Here is a 17,820-nt window from a genome sequence, read left to right as displayed (position 1 = left end):
AAGACTAGAGCAATGGACCCCGTGACCGGCCCCACCCTCCTCGGCTTCGACGTCTATGTCGTCGGCTCGATCCTCGTCGGCATAGCTGCCGCAGCAGTCGTCTTTGCGATCTACACCGCGGTGACCATCAAGGATCCGATGGCCAAGCGGGTCAGAGCACTTGAGGGTCGTCGCGAAGAACTCAAGATGGGTCTCGTCACGTCGAGTGCCAAGAAACGGCAAAGCCTGGTTCGCAAGACGGACACGACCGAGAGAATCAAGGACACGCTTGGCAGCATGAAGGTGCTGCAGCAAAGCCAAATCGAAAGCGTACAGCAGAAGCTGGCCCATGCCGGTATCCGCAACAAGGAACTGGCGATTGTCGTGATCGGCCTGCGTGCCGTACTTCCGATCCTGCTGGGCGGTTTTGCCTTTGTCATGCTCTATCTGGTTGAGGTATATCCCGACTGGCAGATGAAGCGCGTCGCTGCGCTCGGCTTGGCCCTTTTCCTGGGTTACAAGGGTCCCGAAATCTATCTGAGCAACATCGCCAAGAAACGCGAAGATGCCATTCGCAAAGGCCTGCCCGACGCGCTCGACCTTCTGGTTATCTGTGCCGAAGCCGGGCTTACCGTCGACGCCGCTTTCAACCGCGTCGCTCGCGAACTGGGCCGCGCCTATCCCGAACTCGGCGAAGAGTTTACGCTGACCGCGATCGAACTATCCTTCCTCAACGAACGAAAGAAGGCCTTCGACAACCTTGCCTACCGCGTGAACCTCGACGCGGTGAAGGGCGTGGTCACGACCATGATCCAGACAGAGCGCTATGGTACACCGCTGGCCTCCGCGCTGCGTGTCTTGTCGGCCGAGTTCCGCAACGAACGTATGATGCGCGCAGAAGAGAAGGCCGCGCGCCTTCCTGCCATCATGACCGTACCGCTGATCATGTTCATTCTGCCGGTGCTGTTTATCGTCATTCTCGGCCCGGCGGCTTGTTCGATTGCCGACGCTTTCAGCGGCGGCATTGGCTAGCCGGTCAACGCGTAAGTGATCTGAAAGCCCTGGTCGACTGCGTTAGTCGGCCAGGCTTTCCGCGTCGAAGTCTCCGGCCTGGTCGCGCACGCGCCCGAGCATATCGAGCAGATCCACTCGTTCTTGCTCGCTCAGCACGGAAAACAGCTCCTCCTCGATCTTCAGGGCCAACGGCATGATGCCGGCGTGTACGGCCCGCCCTTCACTGGTCAGTTCGAGCAGATGCGAGCGGCCATCGCTGGCGTTTGGCGAGCGCTGGGCGAGACCACGCTGCTCCAGCCGCTTGCACGCTCGATTGACCGGCACCTTGTCCATGAGCGTCTGCTGCGAAAGCTCGCGCTGGGTCAGCGCGCCATGATCACCCAGCACCGCCATGATGCGCCACTCGGTAGTCTTCAGCGCAAACCGTTTGCGATATTGTTCCGCGATGCGCGTCGATACGGCATTCGAAGCGATGGACAATTGATAAGGCAGGAACTCTGCAAGGCGCTGGGCAGGCTGGTGTTTCGACATGCCGACGACCTTGGATTCCCGCGTTGGCCTTGGCAAGGCCGTTACGACTGTGACCGTCTCAAGCGAAACTATTCGTAGCCGGGTTCGTCCCACCACGGGTAGAAGTCGGGCATGTTTTCGCTGACCGTGTCAGGATAGGCAGGCGGGCGCTTTTCGAGGAAGCTGCGGACACCTTCCTTGCTGTCCTCGCTCTTGCCGAGCCGGTAGATCGAGCGGCTGTCGATCCGGTGGGCCATCATGGGATGGTCCGTCGCGGAAAGCCGCCACAGCATTGCCCGCGTCATGGCGACCGACACGGCGGATGTGTTGTCGGCGATCTCGCGCGCCAGGCTCACCGCCGCATCCATCAGTTCGCCCTGGGGATGTACCGAACGGACAAGACCGCGCTCACGCGCTTCCCCAGCATCGAAGATACGCCCGGTCATGCACCATTCCAGCGCCGTCTGCATGCCCACGAGCCGCGGCAGGAACCAGCTCGAACAGGCTTCCGGCGTGATTCCGCGTCGTGCGAAGACAAAGCCGAAGCGCGCATTGTCGCTGCACAAGCGCATGTCGAAGGGAAGCTGCATTGTCGCGCCCACACCCACCGCGACGCCATTGCAGGCACCGATCAGCGGCTTTTGCGAGTTGAACAGGCGAAGGACGAGGCGGCCGCCGCCGTCGCGCACGCGGGTATCCGACAGATCGTCGACCGGATCGTGGCGCGCGAATACATTGCCCGCGCCTTCGTCGGGCGTCAGGTCGGCACCGGCGCAAAATGCACGTTCACCCTCGCCCGTCAGGATAACGGCGCGCACGCTGTCGTCAGCATCGGTGATGTCGATGGCATCGATCATCTCCTGCATCATGACGCCGGTGAAGGCGTTCATCTTTTCCGGGCGGGAGAGCGTGAGGGTGGCGATACCGTCGGCAGTATCGAGCTTGATCTGGGTGAATTCGGTCATCGATTCGGCGCTCCGTTCGTCGTCGTCACAGAACACATGGACCGCATGTTACACAGTCCAGGCGCAAAAAATCCGCCGTTCCCGAAATCGCTGTCGAAGCACGCGAAAGAGGAACGGCGGACCATCATCAGCTGAACCCAATCAGAGATCGGGCGAGTAGGAAAGTCCGATGGCGCGGATCACCGCGGCGCCATCCGGATCGCGCCGTCGAGGCGGACATCTTCACCGTTGAAATAGCCGCATTCGATCATGGTCATGGCCAGCCGGGCATATTCGTCGGGATTGCCGAGGCGCTTTGGGAACGGGACGCTGGCCGCCAGCGCTTCCTTCACCTGCGGAGGTGCCGCGTTCATCAGCGGGGTGTTGAAGATGCCGGGCAGGATCGTGTTCACACGAATGCCTTCGCTCATCAGGTCGCGTGCGATCGGCAGGGTCATGCCGATGACACCGCCCTTCGACGCGGAATAGGCGGCCTGACCCATCTGGCCGTCTTCACCTGCGACCGATGCGGTGTTCACGATGGCCCCGCGATCACCGTCTTCCGACAGGGGATCGAGCGTCATCATGCCGGCCGCCGACTTGGCGATGCAACGGAAGGTGCCGACGAGGTTCACCTGGATGACGAAATCGAAGGCGGACAGGGGGAAATGGCTGATCTCGCCACTCTGCTTGTCACGCTTGGCGGTCTTGATCGCATTGCCGATACCGGCGCAATTGACGAGGATGCGTTCCTGGCCATGGGCTTCGCGCGCCTTGGCAAAACCCGCATCGACATCTTCATCGCTGGTGACGTTGACCTTGCAGAAGATGCCACCGATGTCCTTGGCAACCGCCTCGCCCTTTTCTTCGTTCATGTCGAAGATGGCGACCTTCGCACCCTTCGCGGCAATTGCGCGGGCGGTGGCTTCGCCGAGGCCGGAGGCCCCACCGGTGACGACTGCGGGGGTATTGCTACTGACTTCCATGAATATTCCTCTCAATCACTCTATAGGATCCGGCCATGGCCGGTATCATTCTCGCACGGGTTCGAAACTGAATTTCGCTTTCCGGCTTTGGCCGGATTGGCGCGCTTCGTCAAAGCGCCTCGACGATAGTGACATTGGCAACGCCGCCACCTTCACACATCGTCTGCAGGCCATACTTCTTGCCCCGCGCTTTCAGCGCATGAACGAGCGTGGCCATCAATTTCGTGCCAGACGCCCCTAGCGGATGGCCCAGCGCAATCGCACCGCCATTGACGTTGAGCTTGTCCGGATCGGCTCCGGTATGCTTCAACCAGGCAAGTGGGACAGGGGCGAATGCCTCGTTCACCTCGTAGAGATCGATGTCGCCGATCTTCATACCGGCACGCTGAAGAGCGCGGTCGGTGGCAAACAGCGGTTCTTCGAGCATTATGACCGGGTCGCCGGCAGTGACTGTAAGGTTGTCAATCCGCGCCATGGGCGTCAGGCCGTAGTCCTTCAGCGCCTGTTCCGACACGACGAGAACCGCACTGGAGCCGTCGCATATCTGGCTGCTGGTGGCAGCGGTAATCCTACCCTCGGGGCTGAGCAGTTTGACGCCCGCGATGCCATCGAGCGTCGCATCGAAGCGGATGCCCTCATCGACCGCGTGGCATTCCTCGCCCTCGGCCGTATCGATCTCGACACCGACGATTTCCCGGTCGAACGCGCCCGACTTGGTGGCCTCAATCGCTTTCTGGTGACTGGCGAAGGCGAAGCGATCAAGATCGTCCTTCGAAAACCCGTGCTTCTGCGCAATCATCTCGGCACCCATGAACTGGCTCCACTGGATGCCGGGATATTTCTCCTCCAGACCCGGTGACTTGTAGTTACCCAGGCCCTCCTTCATGTGGAACATGGCGGTCGAACCCATCGGCACCCGGCTCATGCTTTCGACGCCTGCTGCGATCACGACATCCTGCGTACCGCTCATCACCGCCTGCGCGGCGAACTGGATCGCCTGCTGGCTGGAGCCGCACTGGCGATCGATCGTGACCGCAGGAACACCCTCGCCCAGATGCTTTGACGCGAGCACCGCGTTGCGCCCGACCTGCATCGCCTGCTCGCCGCCCTGGCTGACGCAGCCCATCACCACATCGTCGATGGCCGTGGCCTCGAGACCGCTGCGCTCCATGATCGCGTCCAGCGATCTTGCAGCGAGATCAACCGGATGCACCCCGGCAAGACGTCCCCCACGGCGCCCCCCGGCGGTACGGACGGCTTCGACTATATAGGCTTGGGGCATTGTCATCCTCTCGTCATACAACTGTAACAGCGTTAGGTTTCGATTAGGTACCGGTTCCTAGGGCCGCCTTACGTGAACGTCAACCGGCGGACCGGTCGACTTTTCGAGTCTTGCGCAACAGCTTATTTCAGCGAAATTTTCGACCAAAACGCCCATTGGACCGTGTGTGACATCGGCGTCACACCCGTGGCTCCAAACCGCACTGAATGTAACAAAACCTTTGCATTCGGCGCGGCCATAAAGGCACATGGCGCAATCCGCTGGAGGGAGTGGATATACGTAGGAGCGCTGCTTTGACGTGTTCTAATTTCCTCTCAGGGGTTCCTTGGAGATCCGACACTCAGGGGTCGGTCGATCAATAGAGGGATTATCAGAGTGAAACTCCAAACCTATTTCAAAGCCAGTGCGGCACCCGCCGTTCTCGGTCTTGCGCTTCTGGCGCAGCCGGCGATGGCTCAGGACAGCGACGAAGGTGGAATTGAATCCGCTGCAACCGCTGATGCACCCGCGCCAGGCCAGTCGATTGTCGTTACCGGTTCGCGCATTCAGAACCCCAACCTCGAGCAGGCGAGCCCGGTAGCAGTTGTTACCGCGGAAGAACTTTCACTTCAGCAGGCTAACACTGCCGAAGAATCGCTGCGTCAGATTCCGGGTCTCGTTCCGAGCGTCGGTTCGAACGTCAACAACGGCAACGGGGGTTCGACTTATGTCAACCTGCGCGGCCTTGGCGCCAACCGCAACCTCGTTCTCCTTAACGGTACGCGCCTCGTTCCCCAAGGCCTCAACGGCCTTACGAACATCGACGTCATTCCTGTCGCACTACTCGAGCGCATGGACGTTTTGACCGGTGGCGCTGGCGCCACTTACGGTGCGGACGCTATTTCCGGGGTTGTGAACTTCGTCACGAAGCGCGATTTCGAAGGTGTCGATATTTCGGCAACCAACCAGATCACCGAAGAAGGTGACGGCTACACCTTCCGCGGCGACATGATCGTTGGCGGCAACTTCGGCGATGGCCGCGGTAACGCCGTGTTCGCAGTCGGCTACACCAACCGTGAAGCAATCTTCCAGGGTGATCGCTCTTATGGTGTGAACAACATCAGCTCGATCACTGGCGCAGCCGGCGGCTCGTCGACGGCTATTCCGAGCGTCATCACGGTTCCGGGCACAACCAGCGGCACTCTTCAGGTTTCGCCGGACGGTACTTCGTTGGTTCCGTTCTACGCCCCGTTCAACTTCAACCCGCAGAACATCTATCAGACCCCGCTGGAACAGTACCGCCTGTATGGTTCCTCGCGCTATGAGATTAACGATGCGATAGAAGTGTTCGCCGAAGGTATGTTCGTTCAGAGCACGACTTCCACGATCATTGCTTCTTCGGGTACTTTCCGTAACGTTCTCGACACGCCGCTGTCGAACCCGTTCCTCCCGGGCGGAATTCGCAACCAGATCTGCGGCTTCGATACAGATGCCGATCTTGCCGGGACGCAGCCGTTGTTCTCGCAGGCTGAATGCGACGCTGCGGCATTGGCAACGGACCCCAATGATCCTGCGTATCGCACCGTTGGTATCGACTATGGTCGCCGCTTCATCGAATTCGGCCCGCGTCTGAATGAATACCGCACCCGCCTCTTCCAGGTTAAGGCCGGCGCTCGCGGTGCTCTGGTTGCCAATCTCGATTGGGAAATTTTCGGAGCATACGGCGAGAGTGAAAACGTCTCCAGGCAGTCGGGTAACGGCACTTTCACTCGCCTTCAGCAAGCGGTGCTGGCGACCAATCCGAACACCTGCCTCGATGACAGCGACGGCTGCGTGCCAATCGATCTCTTTGGTCCCGCAGGCAGCATCACACCTGCAGTCCAGTCATTCCTCGATGTGGGTAACAGTGGTACCGAAGGTGCTGCACTGAGTCAGGTCCAGGCGTTCATTTCGGGCGACGTTGGTTTCGGCATTTCAGCTGAACCTATCGCGATCGCACTTGGTGCAGAATATCGCGATTACTCTGCCTTCAGCCGTTCGGACCTGCTTTCGCAGACCCCGGGTGAAGTGCTCGGTAATGGTGCCGCTTCGCCGGACGTAGAGGGTGCATACGACGTCAAGGAAGTGTTCGGCGAGCTCGTCGTTCCGCTGGTGAGCGGCGCTGCCTTTGCCGACGAACTTACGCTTGAGCTGGCAGGTCGTATCTCCGATTACTCGACGACGGGTACGGAATACACCTGGAAGGCCGGCGGTAGCTGGTCCCCGGTACCGAGCCTGCAGATCCGCGGTGGTTATCAGCGCGTTACCCGCGCGCCGAACATCGCTGAACTGTTCGCAGTTCCCGTAACTGGTCTCGACAACTTCGACACCGACCCGTGCGCGGGCGCGGCGCCGACGACCGATGCCAATCTGCGTGCAATCTGTCTTGCGCAGGGTGCACCGGCCACTTCGATCGGCAGCATTATCGTCGATCCGGCCGGACAGGTTAACGTGACAACCGGTGGCAACCCCAATCTGGCTGCTGAAAAGGCCAACACGTGGACCATCGGCGCTGTGTTCCAGCCCGTGTTCGCCCCCGGTCTTTCGATGACGATTGACTATTACAACATCAAACTGAACGATGCCATTACCTCACCGACGATCGGTGACGTCTTCAGTGCGTGTTTTGATAACAATCCATCGCCGACCAACCCAGCCTGCACCTCGATCCGTCGTAACCCGGCTACCGGCAACCTGTTCGGTAACGTGGGCACGACACCGGGCCTTCCGCTGGTTCTGACCAACCAGGGTCAGATTTTCACTGACGGTATCGATCTCGTTGCCAACTATAGCACCGATCTCGGTTTCGCTGGTCTCGACCTGGGCTTCTTCGGTAACTGGACGAACCGTTCGCGCTTCAAGGCGAACCAGGACGACCCGGCCAGCCTGAACCGTGAATGCGTTGGCTATTACAGCATCAACTGCGCATCAATTCAGCCGGAGTTCTCGTTCACGCAGCGTACGACGCTCAGCTTCGACCAAGTTGATCTCTCGCTTCGCTGGCGCTTTATCGACGCGGTCGAAGTCGAGCCTCTGGTTGCTGACGCGTTCCTCGAAGATTTCCGCACGATCCCGTCGGAACATTACTTCGATCTGACCGCCGTCTTCAACGTGACCGACTCGTTTGCGCTGACTGCTGCTGTCATCAACCTGTTCGATAACGAACCGAAGGTGGTTGGCAGCAACATCGGTTCGACGGCTTACAACAGCGGTAACGTGTTCCCGTCGACCTACGATGCGCTCGGCCGCCGTTATTCGGTAACTGCTCGCATGACGTTCTAATTTCATTTAGAACGAGAATTGAAAGGGGCGGCTTCGGCCGCCCCTTTTTTATTACCTGCATTGAGGCGCGTATGAGATTAATGTACACTTCCGTTTGCAACGGAGGATTCTATGTACTTACTCATGCTCTTTTCAGCCTTTATTCTGCAAACGAGCGCCACTGCACCAGCGGGGGAGCTTTTACGGACCGCTAGCGCGACAAACGCCGCCGATGCTCCCGCGCCTGAGGAAGCAGAGGATGCAAACAAGAAGATTTGTAAGTCGTTTAAGGTGACTGGCTCGCGCGCTAAGCGCGAACGCATCTGCATGACCCGGACTGAATGGATCGATTACGAACGCGGCACTCGTAATGCTGCTGGTGAGATGACCAACCAAGAAGGTGTATGCTCTAATGCGGGGTTTTGCAGCAGAGGGTAATCTCCAAAACTGGGGCGCGTAATCAAGCGGCAATGGGAATTAGCCCCGGAGATGGGACTATGACATTTATTCCCTGCCATTGCCTTTCACGAGCAAGGTGGATCAAGCGCGCATGGAAAGGTTTTAAATCTAAAATTTAGCGCCAGCGCCCAAGTACTTGCTCACTATCAAATATATCAAGAATGTTCGTGTGCAGGCACGTGGCTCTATTTTAAAAGCCCAAGATAGAGCCGGTGATGAATGCCTCCGCGATACGGACGAGTGTATCAAAATCCCATAATTCGAAGCGGTGTTGCCGACGCCACTTAACCCGTCACATTTTTGATACACCCGTGCCAAAATCTGAATGATCTATGGGTTTTGGTTCCATACGGGTTGCCTGAGCGGCCTCACCTTGCTTGAGTCCCACAATGGGCCGGTTCCTCCGGCACAGTTAGGGGACTAAATAAATGAAAAAGACCTTTTCCGCCTCGGGTGGACGGGCCGCACTGCTCACCAGCGCAGGGCTCGCCGCCCTTGCGTTCTCGACTCCAGGTTTCGCGCAGGACGCCGATGACGCCGTCGCCAGCGACCCAGCTGAAGCCGCACCTGTCGAAAGCAATGCAATCATCGTCACCGGATCGCGCATCTCGCGACCTGAGCTAACATCGCAGGTTCCAGTTACGACGCTGACGGGGGAGCAGATCTTTGAACAGTCGTCGATTAACATCGGCGATACGCTCAACGACCTTCCGCAGCTTCGCAGCACATTCAGCCAAGCAAACGCCGGTCGTTTCCTTGGTACGACTGGCCTCAATCTTCTCGACCTTCGCGGCCTGGGCACTGCCCGCACGCTCGTCCTGGTGAATGGTCGCCGCCATGTGGCGTCGGACATCCTGTCGAACGGCACGTCAGTAGACGTCAATACCATTCCAAACGATCTGATCGAACGTGTTGACGTAGTTACCGGTGGCAATTCGGCAATTTACGGCTCCGACGCAATCGCCGGCGTCGTCAACTTCATTCTGAAGGATGACTTTGAAGGCATTCAGGGCCGTGGCCACATCAGTGTCAACGACGAGGGTACGTTCCCCTCGCAATACGTATCGATCCTCGCGGGTCAGAATTTCGCGGATGGTCGCGGAAACATTACAATTCACGGCGAATACGCAAACCAGGATCGCGTTTTCGGATCAGACGTGAGCTTCCTTCGTCGGAACGACGGTTTCCTCGTTATCGACACGGATAGTGCCACCAATTCCGATGGATTCCCCGACAGAGCGTTCTTTCGGAATATCGGGTCAACCACGATCGATTTCAATTCGCTCGTGCCCTTCCCGCAGCAGAATGGTGCGGCACCGTGTGGAACTGGTCTGAATAACGTTCCGTACAACTGCAACTACATCTTCACGCCCGACGGGCAGCTGGTTCAGCAAACGGGCACACGTACGTCGACCGGACCTTTTGGAAGCATCGTCAACAGCAATGGCCAAACCGGCCGCGAGGGTACGCTGCTTAGCGTGTTCCCGCAGCAGGAACGCTACAACGTTAACCTTCTTGCACGCTTTGAAGTGGCAGAAGCTTTTCAGCCGTTTGTCGAAGCGAAGTACGTTCGAATCAACACGCAGGGTCAACAATCAAGCCCGGCTTTCGTTCAGAGCGGATTTACGTATGGGGACCCGCGTGAGTTCGTGCGCCTCGACAATCCGTTCCTCAGCTCACAGGCTCGTGGCGTTATCACGGATCAGTTGATCGCTTCGGGCCTCAATAGCCGTCTCAGCGGTCAGGTTCCGCTTTCTCCAGACGACTTGGCGGCCATTGCTGACGGCTCCTATCGCTTTGCAATCGGTCGCTCATTGCTCGACCTTGGAAACCGTGACGAACGGTCCGAACGTGATGTTTTCCGCGTCGTGGCAGGCGTACGCGGCGACTTCCTAGACAGCTGGAACTATGAAATTTCAGCCAATTACGGGAAGGTGAAGGAAGACACTACAATTCTGGGTAATATCATTCCCCAGCGTTTCATGCTTGCACTCGACTCCGGCATTAATCCGGCGACAGGGCAAATTGCATGTCGTTCACAGTACGACCCAACCGCCGCTTTCGAGTACGGCCTTGCCGGCGACACTGATGCACTGGCTCAGGACATTGCCAACTGCGTTGCGTACAATCCGTTTGGCCAGGGCGATAACGCCGCCGCCGCAAACTACATCCTTGAAGACACCGTTTCAAAAGCTGAACTGGAACAGCTAGTGATCAGCGGTTTCGTGGCAGGCGATACAAGCGGCTTCTTCAACTTGCCGGGCGGCCCAGTGGGCTTTGCTGTCGGGGCGGAGTACCGGCGCGAGAAACTGTTCTACCAAGCCGATCCGCTAGTAGAATCGGGACGCACTTTCTATAACGCTCTTCCGACATTCGCACCGGATCCGTTCGAAGTGACGGAAGCTTTCGGTGAAATCCGTCTTCCCATTCTGAGTGGCGTTCCGTTCTTTGAGGAACTCACGGTTTCGGCCGCTGGACGTGTCTCTGATTATGGTGGTTCTGTGGGAACGACATATGCCTATAATGGCGGTGTAGAGTGGGCCCCCATCCCTGATATCACCTTCCGTGCACAATATGGTCGGTCTGTACGTGCCCCTAATCTGAGCGAAACAGCGTTTCCAATCACGCAAAACTTCGCTCCGGGCTTCTCCGACCCGTGTCTGCCACAGAACTTATCACAGGGTTCGGCAAACCGTCGGGCGAACTGTCAAGCTGACCTGGGAGCTTTGCTCACAGATCCGCAGTTTATCGCCCTGCCGAACTATTCGCTCGAAATTCTCAGCGGTAGCAATCCCAATCTGGGCGAGGAAAAGTCCGACTCCTATACTATTGGCGCAGTCATTCAGCCGCGCGCCATTCCGGGTCTGGCTGTGACAGTCGATTACTTCGACATTAAGGTTAAGGACGTAATCACGGCTGTTTCCGCTCAAGGTATTGTAAATACCTGTTACGATTTGCCTGATCTTAACAATCCGTTCTGCGATCTGATCACTCGCTATCGCGGAGCCGGGACTGGTCCGAACGGCGAAGTGCCTGGCCAGGTTCTCGACAAGGATCTGGTGGTGAGCGCTGTGAACTTCGCAGCACGCACCGTCAGGGGCATTGACTCCACAGTGGCGTACCGCACAACCTTTGGGGCGAACAATGCGCTTTCCACCCGTCTGATCTACACGCACACTTTCGAGCGTAGTAATTTTGAAGATCCGACCAATCCGGACTTCGAGAACCGCATTCTCGAAGAATTGGGCGATCCGAAGGACGAGTTCCGTTGGAACCTCGACTTCGAGTTTGGCAAGTTCCGGATGGGTTACGAAATGCGTTACATCGGACCGATGTATCTGAATACATACGAGGATTATAATAGCCTAAATGGCGATCCGCCGCAGAACGATGATTATGCGGACATTCGTAAGTACCCGGAAACGTTCTATCACGATGTTAGCTTCGGTTACCAAGTGAACGACAAGTTCGACTTCACTGTCGGCGTCGACAACATTCTCGGTACGAATCCTCCGTTTGGTCTCACCGGTATCGGTGGTGGCAGCGGAATCTATCGGATCCGAGGCACGTCCTTCTACGCCGGTGTCCGCGCTGGCTTCTGATAAGGAACTTCACGCGTAAACATTGAAAGGGGGGCGAGCATTCGCCCCCCTTTTTTGTTCCCGCCCAATCTTAATATACGAGGATATCAATGCACGACTGGCGAACCGAAGCGGACCTGCTCGTCGAGCGAAGGGGCGTCGAGGCCGCTTACAAGACGCTATTGATGGATACAGAAGCAGGTAATCCAACAGCTGCTCTGTGTTTAGCGCAATGGCGCCTAACCGGCCACCTGATCCGGCGAGACCTGGCCGAAGCGCGGCGGTTTTACGGGCTGGCAGCCAAGAGCCTAGAGGAAGCCCGGCAACCTTACGTAGCGCTACTTGCGAATGGAGCGGGCGGTTGCGACCGCGCTTGGCATCAAGCGTTAAACGAACTTCAGAATGAGAAAATCGATGAGGCGTCTGTTCAAATTGCGCTTCTAAATCGCATGAACATTGACGGTGCCGGAAACCCTACTGATACGTTTGCACCGGAAATCCCGCAATCGGTCCCGCATATTTCAGTTTTCAGATCATTTCTCACCGCGGCCGAAAGCAAGTATCTTGGGTCAGTTGCGCGCCCTCGTTTGCAACGAGCGACAGTCGTTCATCCCACGACCGGCCAACTAATCCACGATCCAATCAGAAAGTCCTCATTCACCGCATTTTCATTCGTTGAAGAAACCCCCGTCATTCACGCCATTAACCGGCGCATAGGTGCCGCGACTGGGACCCAATACGAGCAGGGAGAGCCATTACAGGTCCTCTCGTACGGTGAAGGTGATGAATATAAATTACATAGTGATGCCATGGCCAACGTCGCCAATCAGAGATTGTCGACGTTTTTGATTTACCTGAACGAAGAGTACTCCGGAGGGGCGACTGAATTTCCTAACCTTGGTTTCCAATTTAAGGGCGGCATCGGCGACGCAATCTGGTTTAAAAATGCAGACAAATCCGGCCACCCCCTTTCTGCCACCAACCACCTTGGAGGTAAGGTCACGTCAGGAGAGAAAGTCATCGCTTCGAAATGGATACGTGCCAAACAGCTAGATATTTCGGGCCCACCAGGCCGTCCGTTCTGAATCCAAAGCCCTTGCGCCCGTTGTCACACGACCACCATCTCCAGTTCCCCATCCCCTTCGTCAATCTGCACGGTCGACCCGTCCGGCACCTTGCCCGAAAGGATCATGTCGGCCAGCGGGTCCTGAACGTAACGCTGCACGGCGCGCTTTAGCGGGCGGGCGCCGTAAACAGGGTCGTAGCCGACACGGCCGAGCCATTTCTTTGCCGCATCGCTCAGCTCGAGCGTGACCTTGCGATCCCTGAGCAGCTTCTGCACGCGCTCGACCTGGATATCCACGATTGGCGCCATGTGTTCCTGTGCCAAACGATGGAACAGGATGATCTCGTCCAGCCGGTTGAGAAACTCGGGCCGGAAATGGCCGCGTACGACATCCATCACCTGCGGTTCGACGTCCGCAACTTTCTGATTGTCATCCATATTCGCCAGGTACTGGCTGCCCAGATTGCTGGTTAGGATGATGAGCGTGTTGGAAAAGTCGACCACCCTGCCCTGCCCGTCGGTCAGGCGTCCATCGTCGAGAACCTGCAGCAGCACATTGAACACGTCTGAATGCGCCTTTTCGACTTCGTCGAACAGGACCACCTGGTACGGTCGCCGGCGGACAGCTTCGGTCAGGACGCCGCCTTCCTCATAGCCGACGTAGCCTGGAGGCGCGCCAATCAGACGGGCGACCGCATGCTTCTCCATGAATTCGCTCATGTCGATGCGCACCATGGCGCTGTCGTCGTCGAACAGGAAGCCCGCCAATGCCTTTGTGAGCTCCGTTTTGCCGACGCCGGTCGGGCCGAGAAACAGGAAGCTGCCCAACGGGCGCCCGGGGTCCTGCAAGCCCGCGCGAGCGCGGCGCACAGCCTTCGATACGGCATCGATCGCCTGAGATTGCCCGATGACCCGCTTCGACAGGATGTTTTCCATGTCGAGCAGCTTCTCGCGCTCTCCCTCCATCATCCGATCGACAGGGATACCCGTCCAGCGCGAGACGACGCCAGCGATATCGTCTTCGGTGACCTCCTCCTTGAGCAGAGCGTTATCGGTCTGTCCGGACGCTTCGGCGAGCTTCTTCTCCAGTTCCGGTATCCTGCCGTATTGCAGTTCGCCGGCTTTCTGCAGATCGCCGCCGCGTTGTGCCTGTTCTAGTTCGATACGTGCCTGGTCGAGGTCTTCCTTGATCCGGGCTTCAGCATGGATCTTGTCGCGTTCGTTCTGCCAACGTGTCGTCAGTTCGCTCGACTGCTGTTCGAGTTCGGAGAGCTCCTTGCGGAGGTTTTCTAGACGGTCCTTCGAAGCGTCGTCGGTTTCCTTCTGCAACGCCTGCTCTTCGATCCGCAGCTGGATGATCCGGCGGTCGAGCCCCTCGATTTCTTCGGGCTTGCTTTCGACCTCCATGCGGATGCGGCTGGCAGCCTCGTCCATCAGGTCGATCGCCTTGTCGGGCAGGAAACGGTTCTGGATATAGCGGTTTGACAATTGCGCCGCTGCCACGATTGCGCCGTCCGTAATGCGCACGCCGTGGTGCAGTTCGTACTTGTCCTTGATACCGCGCAATATGCTGATCGTGTCTTCAACGCTCGGCTCATCGATATAAACCGGCTGGAACCGACGCTGGAGCGCGGGATCCTTCTCGACATACTTTTGGTATTCGTCGAGCGTGGTCGCACCGATGCAGTGCAACTCGCCCCGCGAAAGCGCAGGTTTGAGCAGGTTGCCGGCATCCATGCTGCCTTCCGATGCGCCAGCGCCGATCAGCGTGTGCATTTCATCGATGAACAGGATGATCTGCCCTTCGGCGCCTTTGACCTCGTCGAGTACCGACTTCAGCCGCTCTTCGAATTCGCCACGATATTTTGCGCCCGCGATCAATGCGCCCAGGTCGAGCGCCATTAATGTGCGGCCTTTAAGGCTGTCGGGCACGTCGCCATTGGCGATACGCAGGGCGAGGCCTTCAGCAATCGCAGTCTTGCCCGTTCCGGGTTCGCCGATAAGAGCGGGGTTGTTCTTGGTACGGCGGGCGAGGATCTGGACCGTCCGGCGAATTTCCTCGTCTCGACCGATCACCGGGTCGAGCTTGCCGTCCCGCGCCGCCTGCGTAAGGTCGCGCGCATACTTCCTCATGGCGTCGTAACTTTCCTCCGCGCCCGCACTGTGCGCAGCGCGTCCTTTGGTGACGTCCTGGATCGCCGCTTCCAGTGATTTGACATCGACCCCAGCAGATTTCAGCGCTCTGCCCGCATCATTATCGGCCATCGTCAGCGCCTGGAGAACCCGCTGGACCGGGACGAAACTGTCGCCCGCCTTTTCAGCCAGTTGTTCGGCCTGATCGAGTGCGCGAACCGCATCGTTATCGAGCCCGGGCGTCTGCTGCGCCCCGCCGCCCGAGACGGCCGGCACCTTGGCCAGAGCGTTATCGACCTCGGTAATCGCCACACCGGGATTGCCCCCGGCACGCTGAATCAACTGGGCAGCCATGCCCTCGCTATCGTCCAGCAACGCCTTCAGCAGATGCGAAGGCGAGATCCGCTGGTGGTTCATGCGGATAGCAACCGTCTGCGCAGCCTGCAGAAAGCCTTTCGCCCGGTCGGTGAACTTTTCGAGATTCATGGATATCCCCGTGTGATTACCAACGCGATATGGTGTGACGTATATACAACACAATAGGTTGAGGTCGTTATTTTCGACGAAGTCCTCTTTTGACGGTCGCGGTGTAAAGCAACCGAGCTGAGATCGCGCCGTTCGTCAGTGTCATGCCATCTCTGAAGTTAAACGTCGGCGAACGGTTGACCGGCGCGTGTGGCTTTACAGTTTTGTGCGCAATCAAGCCAGACGAGCGCCATTGGCAACGCTGGCTTCGGGCCGTGCGAGGAGGATCGCGCCGTTTGCGTCCGGGAAGCCGAGCACGAGTATCTCCGACATGAAGGGCCCGATCTGGCGCGGGGCGAAATTGACCACTGCCATGACCCGTTGCCCGACGAGACTTTCAGGGGTGTAGTGTTCGGTGATCTGTGCCGAGCTTTTACGCTCGCCGATGTCGGGCCCCAGATCGACCCACAGTTTGATGGCGGGGCGGCGGGCTTCCGGGAAGGGCTCGGCCCGGGTTACCGTGCCGGCGCGAATGTCGAGCGCTGCGAAATGCCTAAAGTCTGCATAGTCCATCATGTGGACCTATGCAGCACGGTGAGGGTCATCAACCCTGGGTGAGCGGTTCCAGTCCCGGCACCATGATTGTCCGGTCGCCGCCGAAATCTTCGCGCACTACGACCAGGCCCTGCCGTTCGAGGTGATCGAGCAGGCGCCGGATGCGGCCGGGCGAACTGGTGCCATAGGCCCGTGCAAGCGCGTGTTCGTCGACTTGCGTTTCACCGGCATGCGCAGCCTTGGCGATGACGAGGAAGGGCCCGAGCAAATCTTCTTCGACGGTCCCGGCGAGTTGCATGATCCTCGCCTGCACGGGTTCTTCCAGTTCACTGAGGCCGGCCCCGGCAACAGCGAAGCGCCGGCGGAAACCGCGCATGTCGGGCATGGGCCCAATCAGGCGTTCACGGCGGCACCGGGTGAGAAACGTCTGATATTGTGCGCTCGCAGACTGAAAAGCGATGCCCTCTTCGCCGGCGAGCTCGGCGATAATCTCCGCGATCCGTGTCGCAACGGCAGACGTATCGATCGGCTCCGGCGCGGCGACCTGCCGTTCTTCTGCATGAGCGATGCTGTCTTCCATTTCGTCGATCCGCGGCGCGGGTGGCGGCGCGGGCGGCGGGGGCGCCTTGGCCACCTCGCTCGCGAGATCGGTGGTGAGCAGCGCCGCCATATCCTCGGGCGCCGTGTCAGGCAGCGCCATCAGGCCTTCGCTGCGAACCGTATGACCGGTTTTTACCGGGCCGATCTTCACCGCCTGCGGCACCCTTGTGATGGCAGGGCCAAGCGCGAGGAAATGGCCGCGCTGCAGTTCACGAATACGCTCCGCCTGCCGGCGCTCCATCCCGAGCAGGTCGGCTGCACGGATCATGTCGATGTCGAGAAAAGTTCGTCCCATCAGAAAGTTCGAAGCTTCGGCAGCAACGTTTTTGGCAAGCTTCGCCAGTCGCTGGGTCGCGACCACCCCGGCCAGTCCGCGCTTGCGGCCGCGGCACATGAGATTGGTCATCGCCGACAGCGTCATGCGGCGCGTATCCTCAGCCATCTCGCCCGCAGCCGCAGGGGCGAACATCTGCGCCTCGTCCACCACGACCAGGGCGGGATACCAATGTTCGCGCGGGGCATCGAACAGAGCAGTGAGAAACTGTGCAGCGCAGCGGATCTGCTGTTCCACTTCCAAGCCATCGAGATCGAGCACCACGCTGGCACGATGTTCACGGATACGGCGGGCAAGCGCTTCGATTTCGGGCGGCGAATAGGCCGCGCCGTCGATGACCACATGGCCGAACTTGTCCGCGAGCGAGGGAAAGTCGCCTTCGGGATCGATGACAACCTGCTGCACCATGCCGGCGCTCTCTTCGAGCAGGCGACGCAGCAGGTGTGATTTGCCGCTTCCCGAATTGCCTTGCACGAGCAAACGGGTTGCGAGGAGTTCCTCGATGTCGAACTCGACCGGTTTGCCGGAAGATTCGTGGCCGATGGTGATCTGCGCTGTCACTGCTGGCGGGTTAGACAGCCGAATCCGGATCGGGAAACAGCTGCCGCAGGGTTTTGCCCAATCGCATTGCGA

General features: G+C 58.6%; 11 protein-coding genes. 4 read left to right on the top strand and 7 right to left on the bottom strand.

Annotated features, from left to right (window positions below; all coding sequences use genetic code 11):
* The first annotated feature begins 12 nt into the window (after positions 1-12).
* Entirely contained in the window at positions 13-1,011 is a 999-nt protein-coding gene (locus KYK83_RS05965; protein ID WP_103022543.1) for a type II secretion system F family protein, read from the top strand.
* Positions 1,012-1,053: 42 nt separating this feature from the next.
* Here the strand turns inward: KYK83_RS05965 and KYK83_RS05960 are convergent, their stop codons facing one another.
* The 4 genes from KYK83_RS05960 to KYK83_RS05945 all read right to left on the bottom strand — a co-directional run bounded on the left by KYK83_RS05960 (position 1,054) and on the right by KYK83_RS05945 (position 4,715).
* Positions 1,054-1,524 (bottom strand): MarR family winged helix-turn-helix transcriptional regulator, encoded by a 471-nt coding sequence (locus KYK83_RS05960; protein ID WP_103022542.1) that lies wholly within the window; start codon positions 1,522-1,524, stop codon positions 1,054-1,056.
* 68 nt (positions 1,525-1,592) lie between these two features.
* On the bottom strand, positions 1,593-2,468 hold the full coding sequence (locus tag KYK83_RS05955) for a crotonase/enoyl-CoA hydratase family protein (protein ID WP_222827560.1): 876 nt from the start codon (positions 2,466-2,468) through the stop codon (positions 1,593-1,595).
* A 179-nt stretch (positions 2,469-2,647) separates the two neighbouring features.
* On the bottom strand, positions 2,648-3,433 hold the full coding sequence (locus tag KYK83_RS05950) for an SDR family NAD(P)-dependent oxidoreductase (RefSeq protein ID WP_103022541.1): 786 nt from the start codon (positions 3,431-3,433) through the stop codon (positions 2,648-2,650).
* A 109-nt stretch (positions 3,434-3,542) separates the two neighbouring features.
* Positions 3,543-4,715 carry an acetyl-CoA C-acetyltransferase gene (locus KYK83_RS05945; protein ID WP_222827559.1) on the bottom strand — a complete coding sequence of 391 codons (1,173 nt, stop codon included), beginning with the start codon at positions 4,713-4,715 and terminating at the stop codon, positions 3,543-3,545.
* Positions 4,716-5,090: 375 nt separating this feature from the next.
* Between KYK83_RS05945 and KYK83_RS05940 the strand changes: the two genes are divergently transcribed.
* The 3 genes from KYK83_RS05940 to KYK83_RS05930 all read left to right on the top strand — a co-directional run bounded on the left by KYK83_RS05940 (position 5,091) and on the right by KYK83_RS05930 (position 13,119).
* A complete protein-coding gene (locus tag KYK83_RS05940) occupies positions 5,091-8,015 on the top strand; it encodes a TonB-dependent receptor domain-containing protein (RefSeq protein WP_346729422.1) in 2,925 nt (974 codons plus the stop codon).
* Between the two features lie 866 nt (positions 8,016-8,881).
* Positions 8,882-12,055: a TonB-dependent receptor domain-containing protein gene (locus tag KYK83_RS05935; protein ID WP_196846726.1), complete on the top strand. Its 3,174-nt coding sequence runs from the start codon at positions 8,882-8,884 to the stop codon at positions 12,053-12,055.
* An 89-nt stretch (positions 12,056-12,144) separates the two neighbouring features.
* Entirely contained in the window at positions 12,145-13,119 is a 975-nt protein-coding gene (locus tag KYK83_RS05930) for a prolyl hydroxylase family protein (protein ID WP_103022538.1), read from the top strand.
* 23 nt (positions 13,120-13,142) lie between these two features.
* Here the strand turns inward: KYK83_RS05930 and clpB are convergent, their stop codons facing one another.
* The 3 genes from clpB to KYK83_RS05915 form a co-directional block, all read right to left on the bottom strand.
* Complete coding sequence (clpB, locus tag KYK83_RS05925; protein WP_103022537.1) at positions 13,143-15,719, bottom strand: ATP-dependent chaperone ClpB; 2,577 nt, start codon at positions 15,717-15,719, stop codon at positions 13,143-13,145.
* Positions 15,720-15,932: 213 nt separating this feature from the next.
* Positions 15,933-16,274, bottom strand: a complete 342-nt coding sequence (locus tag KYK83_RS05920) for a tRNA-binding protein (protein ID WP_199797714.1) — start codon at positions 16,272-16,274, stop codon at positions 15,933-15,935.
* A gap of 28 nt (positions 16,275-16,302) precedes the next feature.
* Positions 16,303-17,748, bottom strand: coding sequence for an ATP-binding protein (locus tag KYK83_RS05915; protein WP_103022536.1), 1,446 nt, complete (start codon positions 17,746-17,748; stop codon positions 16,303-16,305).
* Positions 17,749-17,820 lie beyond the last annotated feature (72 nt).

This window comes from Qipengyuania pacifica (assembly GCF_019857205.1).
Lineage (GTDB): Bacteria > Pseudomonadota > Alphaproteobacteria > Sphingomonadales > Sphingomonadaceae > Qipengyuania > Qipengyuania pacifica.
The sequence above is the reverse complement of the archived record's forward strand: the minus strand, read 5'-3'. Positions and strand labels throughout refer to the sequence as shown.

Excerpts from the sequence above, each read along its gene's own strand:
- KYK83_RS05965 (WP_103022543.1), top strand. The coding sequence starts at position 13 with ATGGACCCCGTGACCGGCCCCACCCTCCTCGGCTTCGACGTCTATGTC.
- KYK83_RS05960 (WP_103022542.1), bottom strand. The coding sequence starts at position 1,524 with ATGTCGAAACACCAGCCTGCCCAGCGCCTTGCAGAGTTCCTGCCTTAT.
- KYK83_RS05955 (WP_222827560.1), bottom strand. The coding sequence starts at position 2,468 with ATGACCGAATTCACCCAGATCAAGCTCGATACTGCCGACGGTATCGCC.
- KYK83_RS05950 (WP_103022541.1), bottom strand. The coding sequence starts at position 3,433 with ATGGAAGTCAGTAGCAATACCCCCGCAGTCGTCACCGGTGGGGCCTCC.
- KYK83_RS05945 (WP_222827559.1), bottom strand. The coding sequence starts at position 4,715 with ATGCCCCAAGCCTATATAGTCGAAGCCGTCCGTACCGCCGGGGGGCGC.
- KYK83_RS05935 (WP_196846726.1), top strand. The coding sequence starts at position 8,882 with ATGAAAAAGACCTTTTCCGCCTCGGGTGGACGGGCCGCACTGCTCACC.
- KYK83_RS05930 (WP_103022538.1), top strand. The coding sequence starts at position 12,145 with ATGCACGACTGGCGAACCGAAGCGGACCTGCTCGTCGAGCGAAGGGGC.
- clpB (WP_103022537.1), bottom strand. The coding sequence starts at position 15,719 with ATGAATCTCGAAAAGTTCACCGACCGGGCGAAAGGCTTTCTGCAGGCT.
- KYK83_RS05920 (WP_199797714.1), bottom strand. The coding sequence starts at position 16,274 with ATGATGGACTATGCAGACTTTAGGCATTTCGCAGCGCTCGACATTCGC.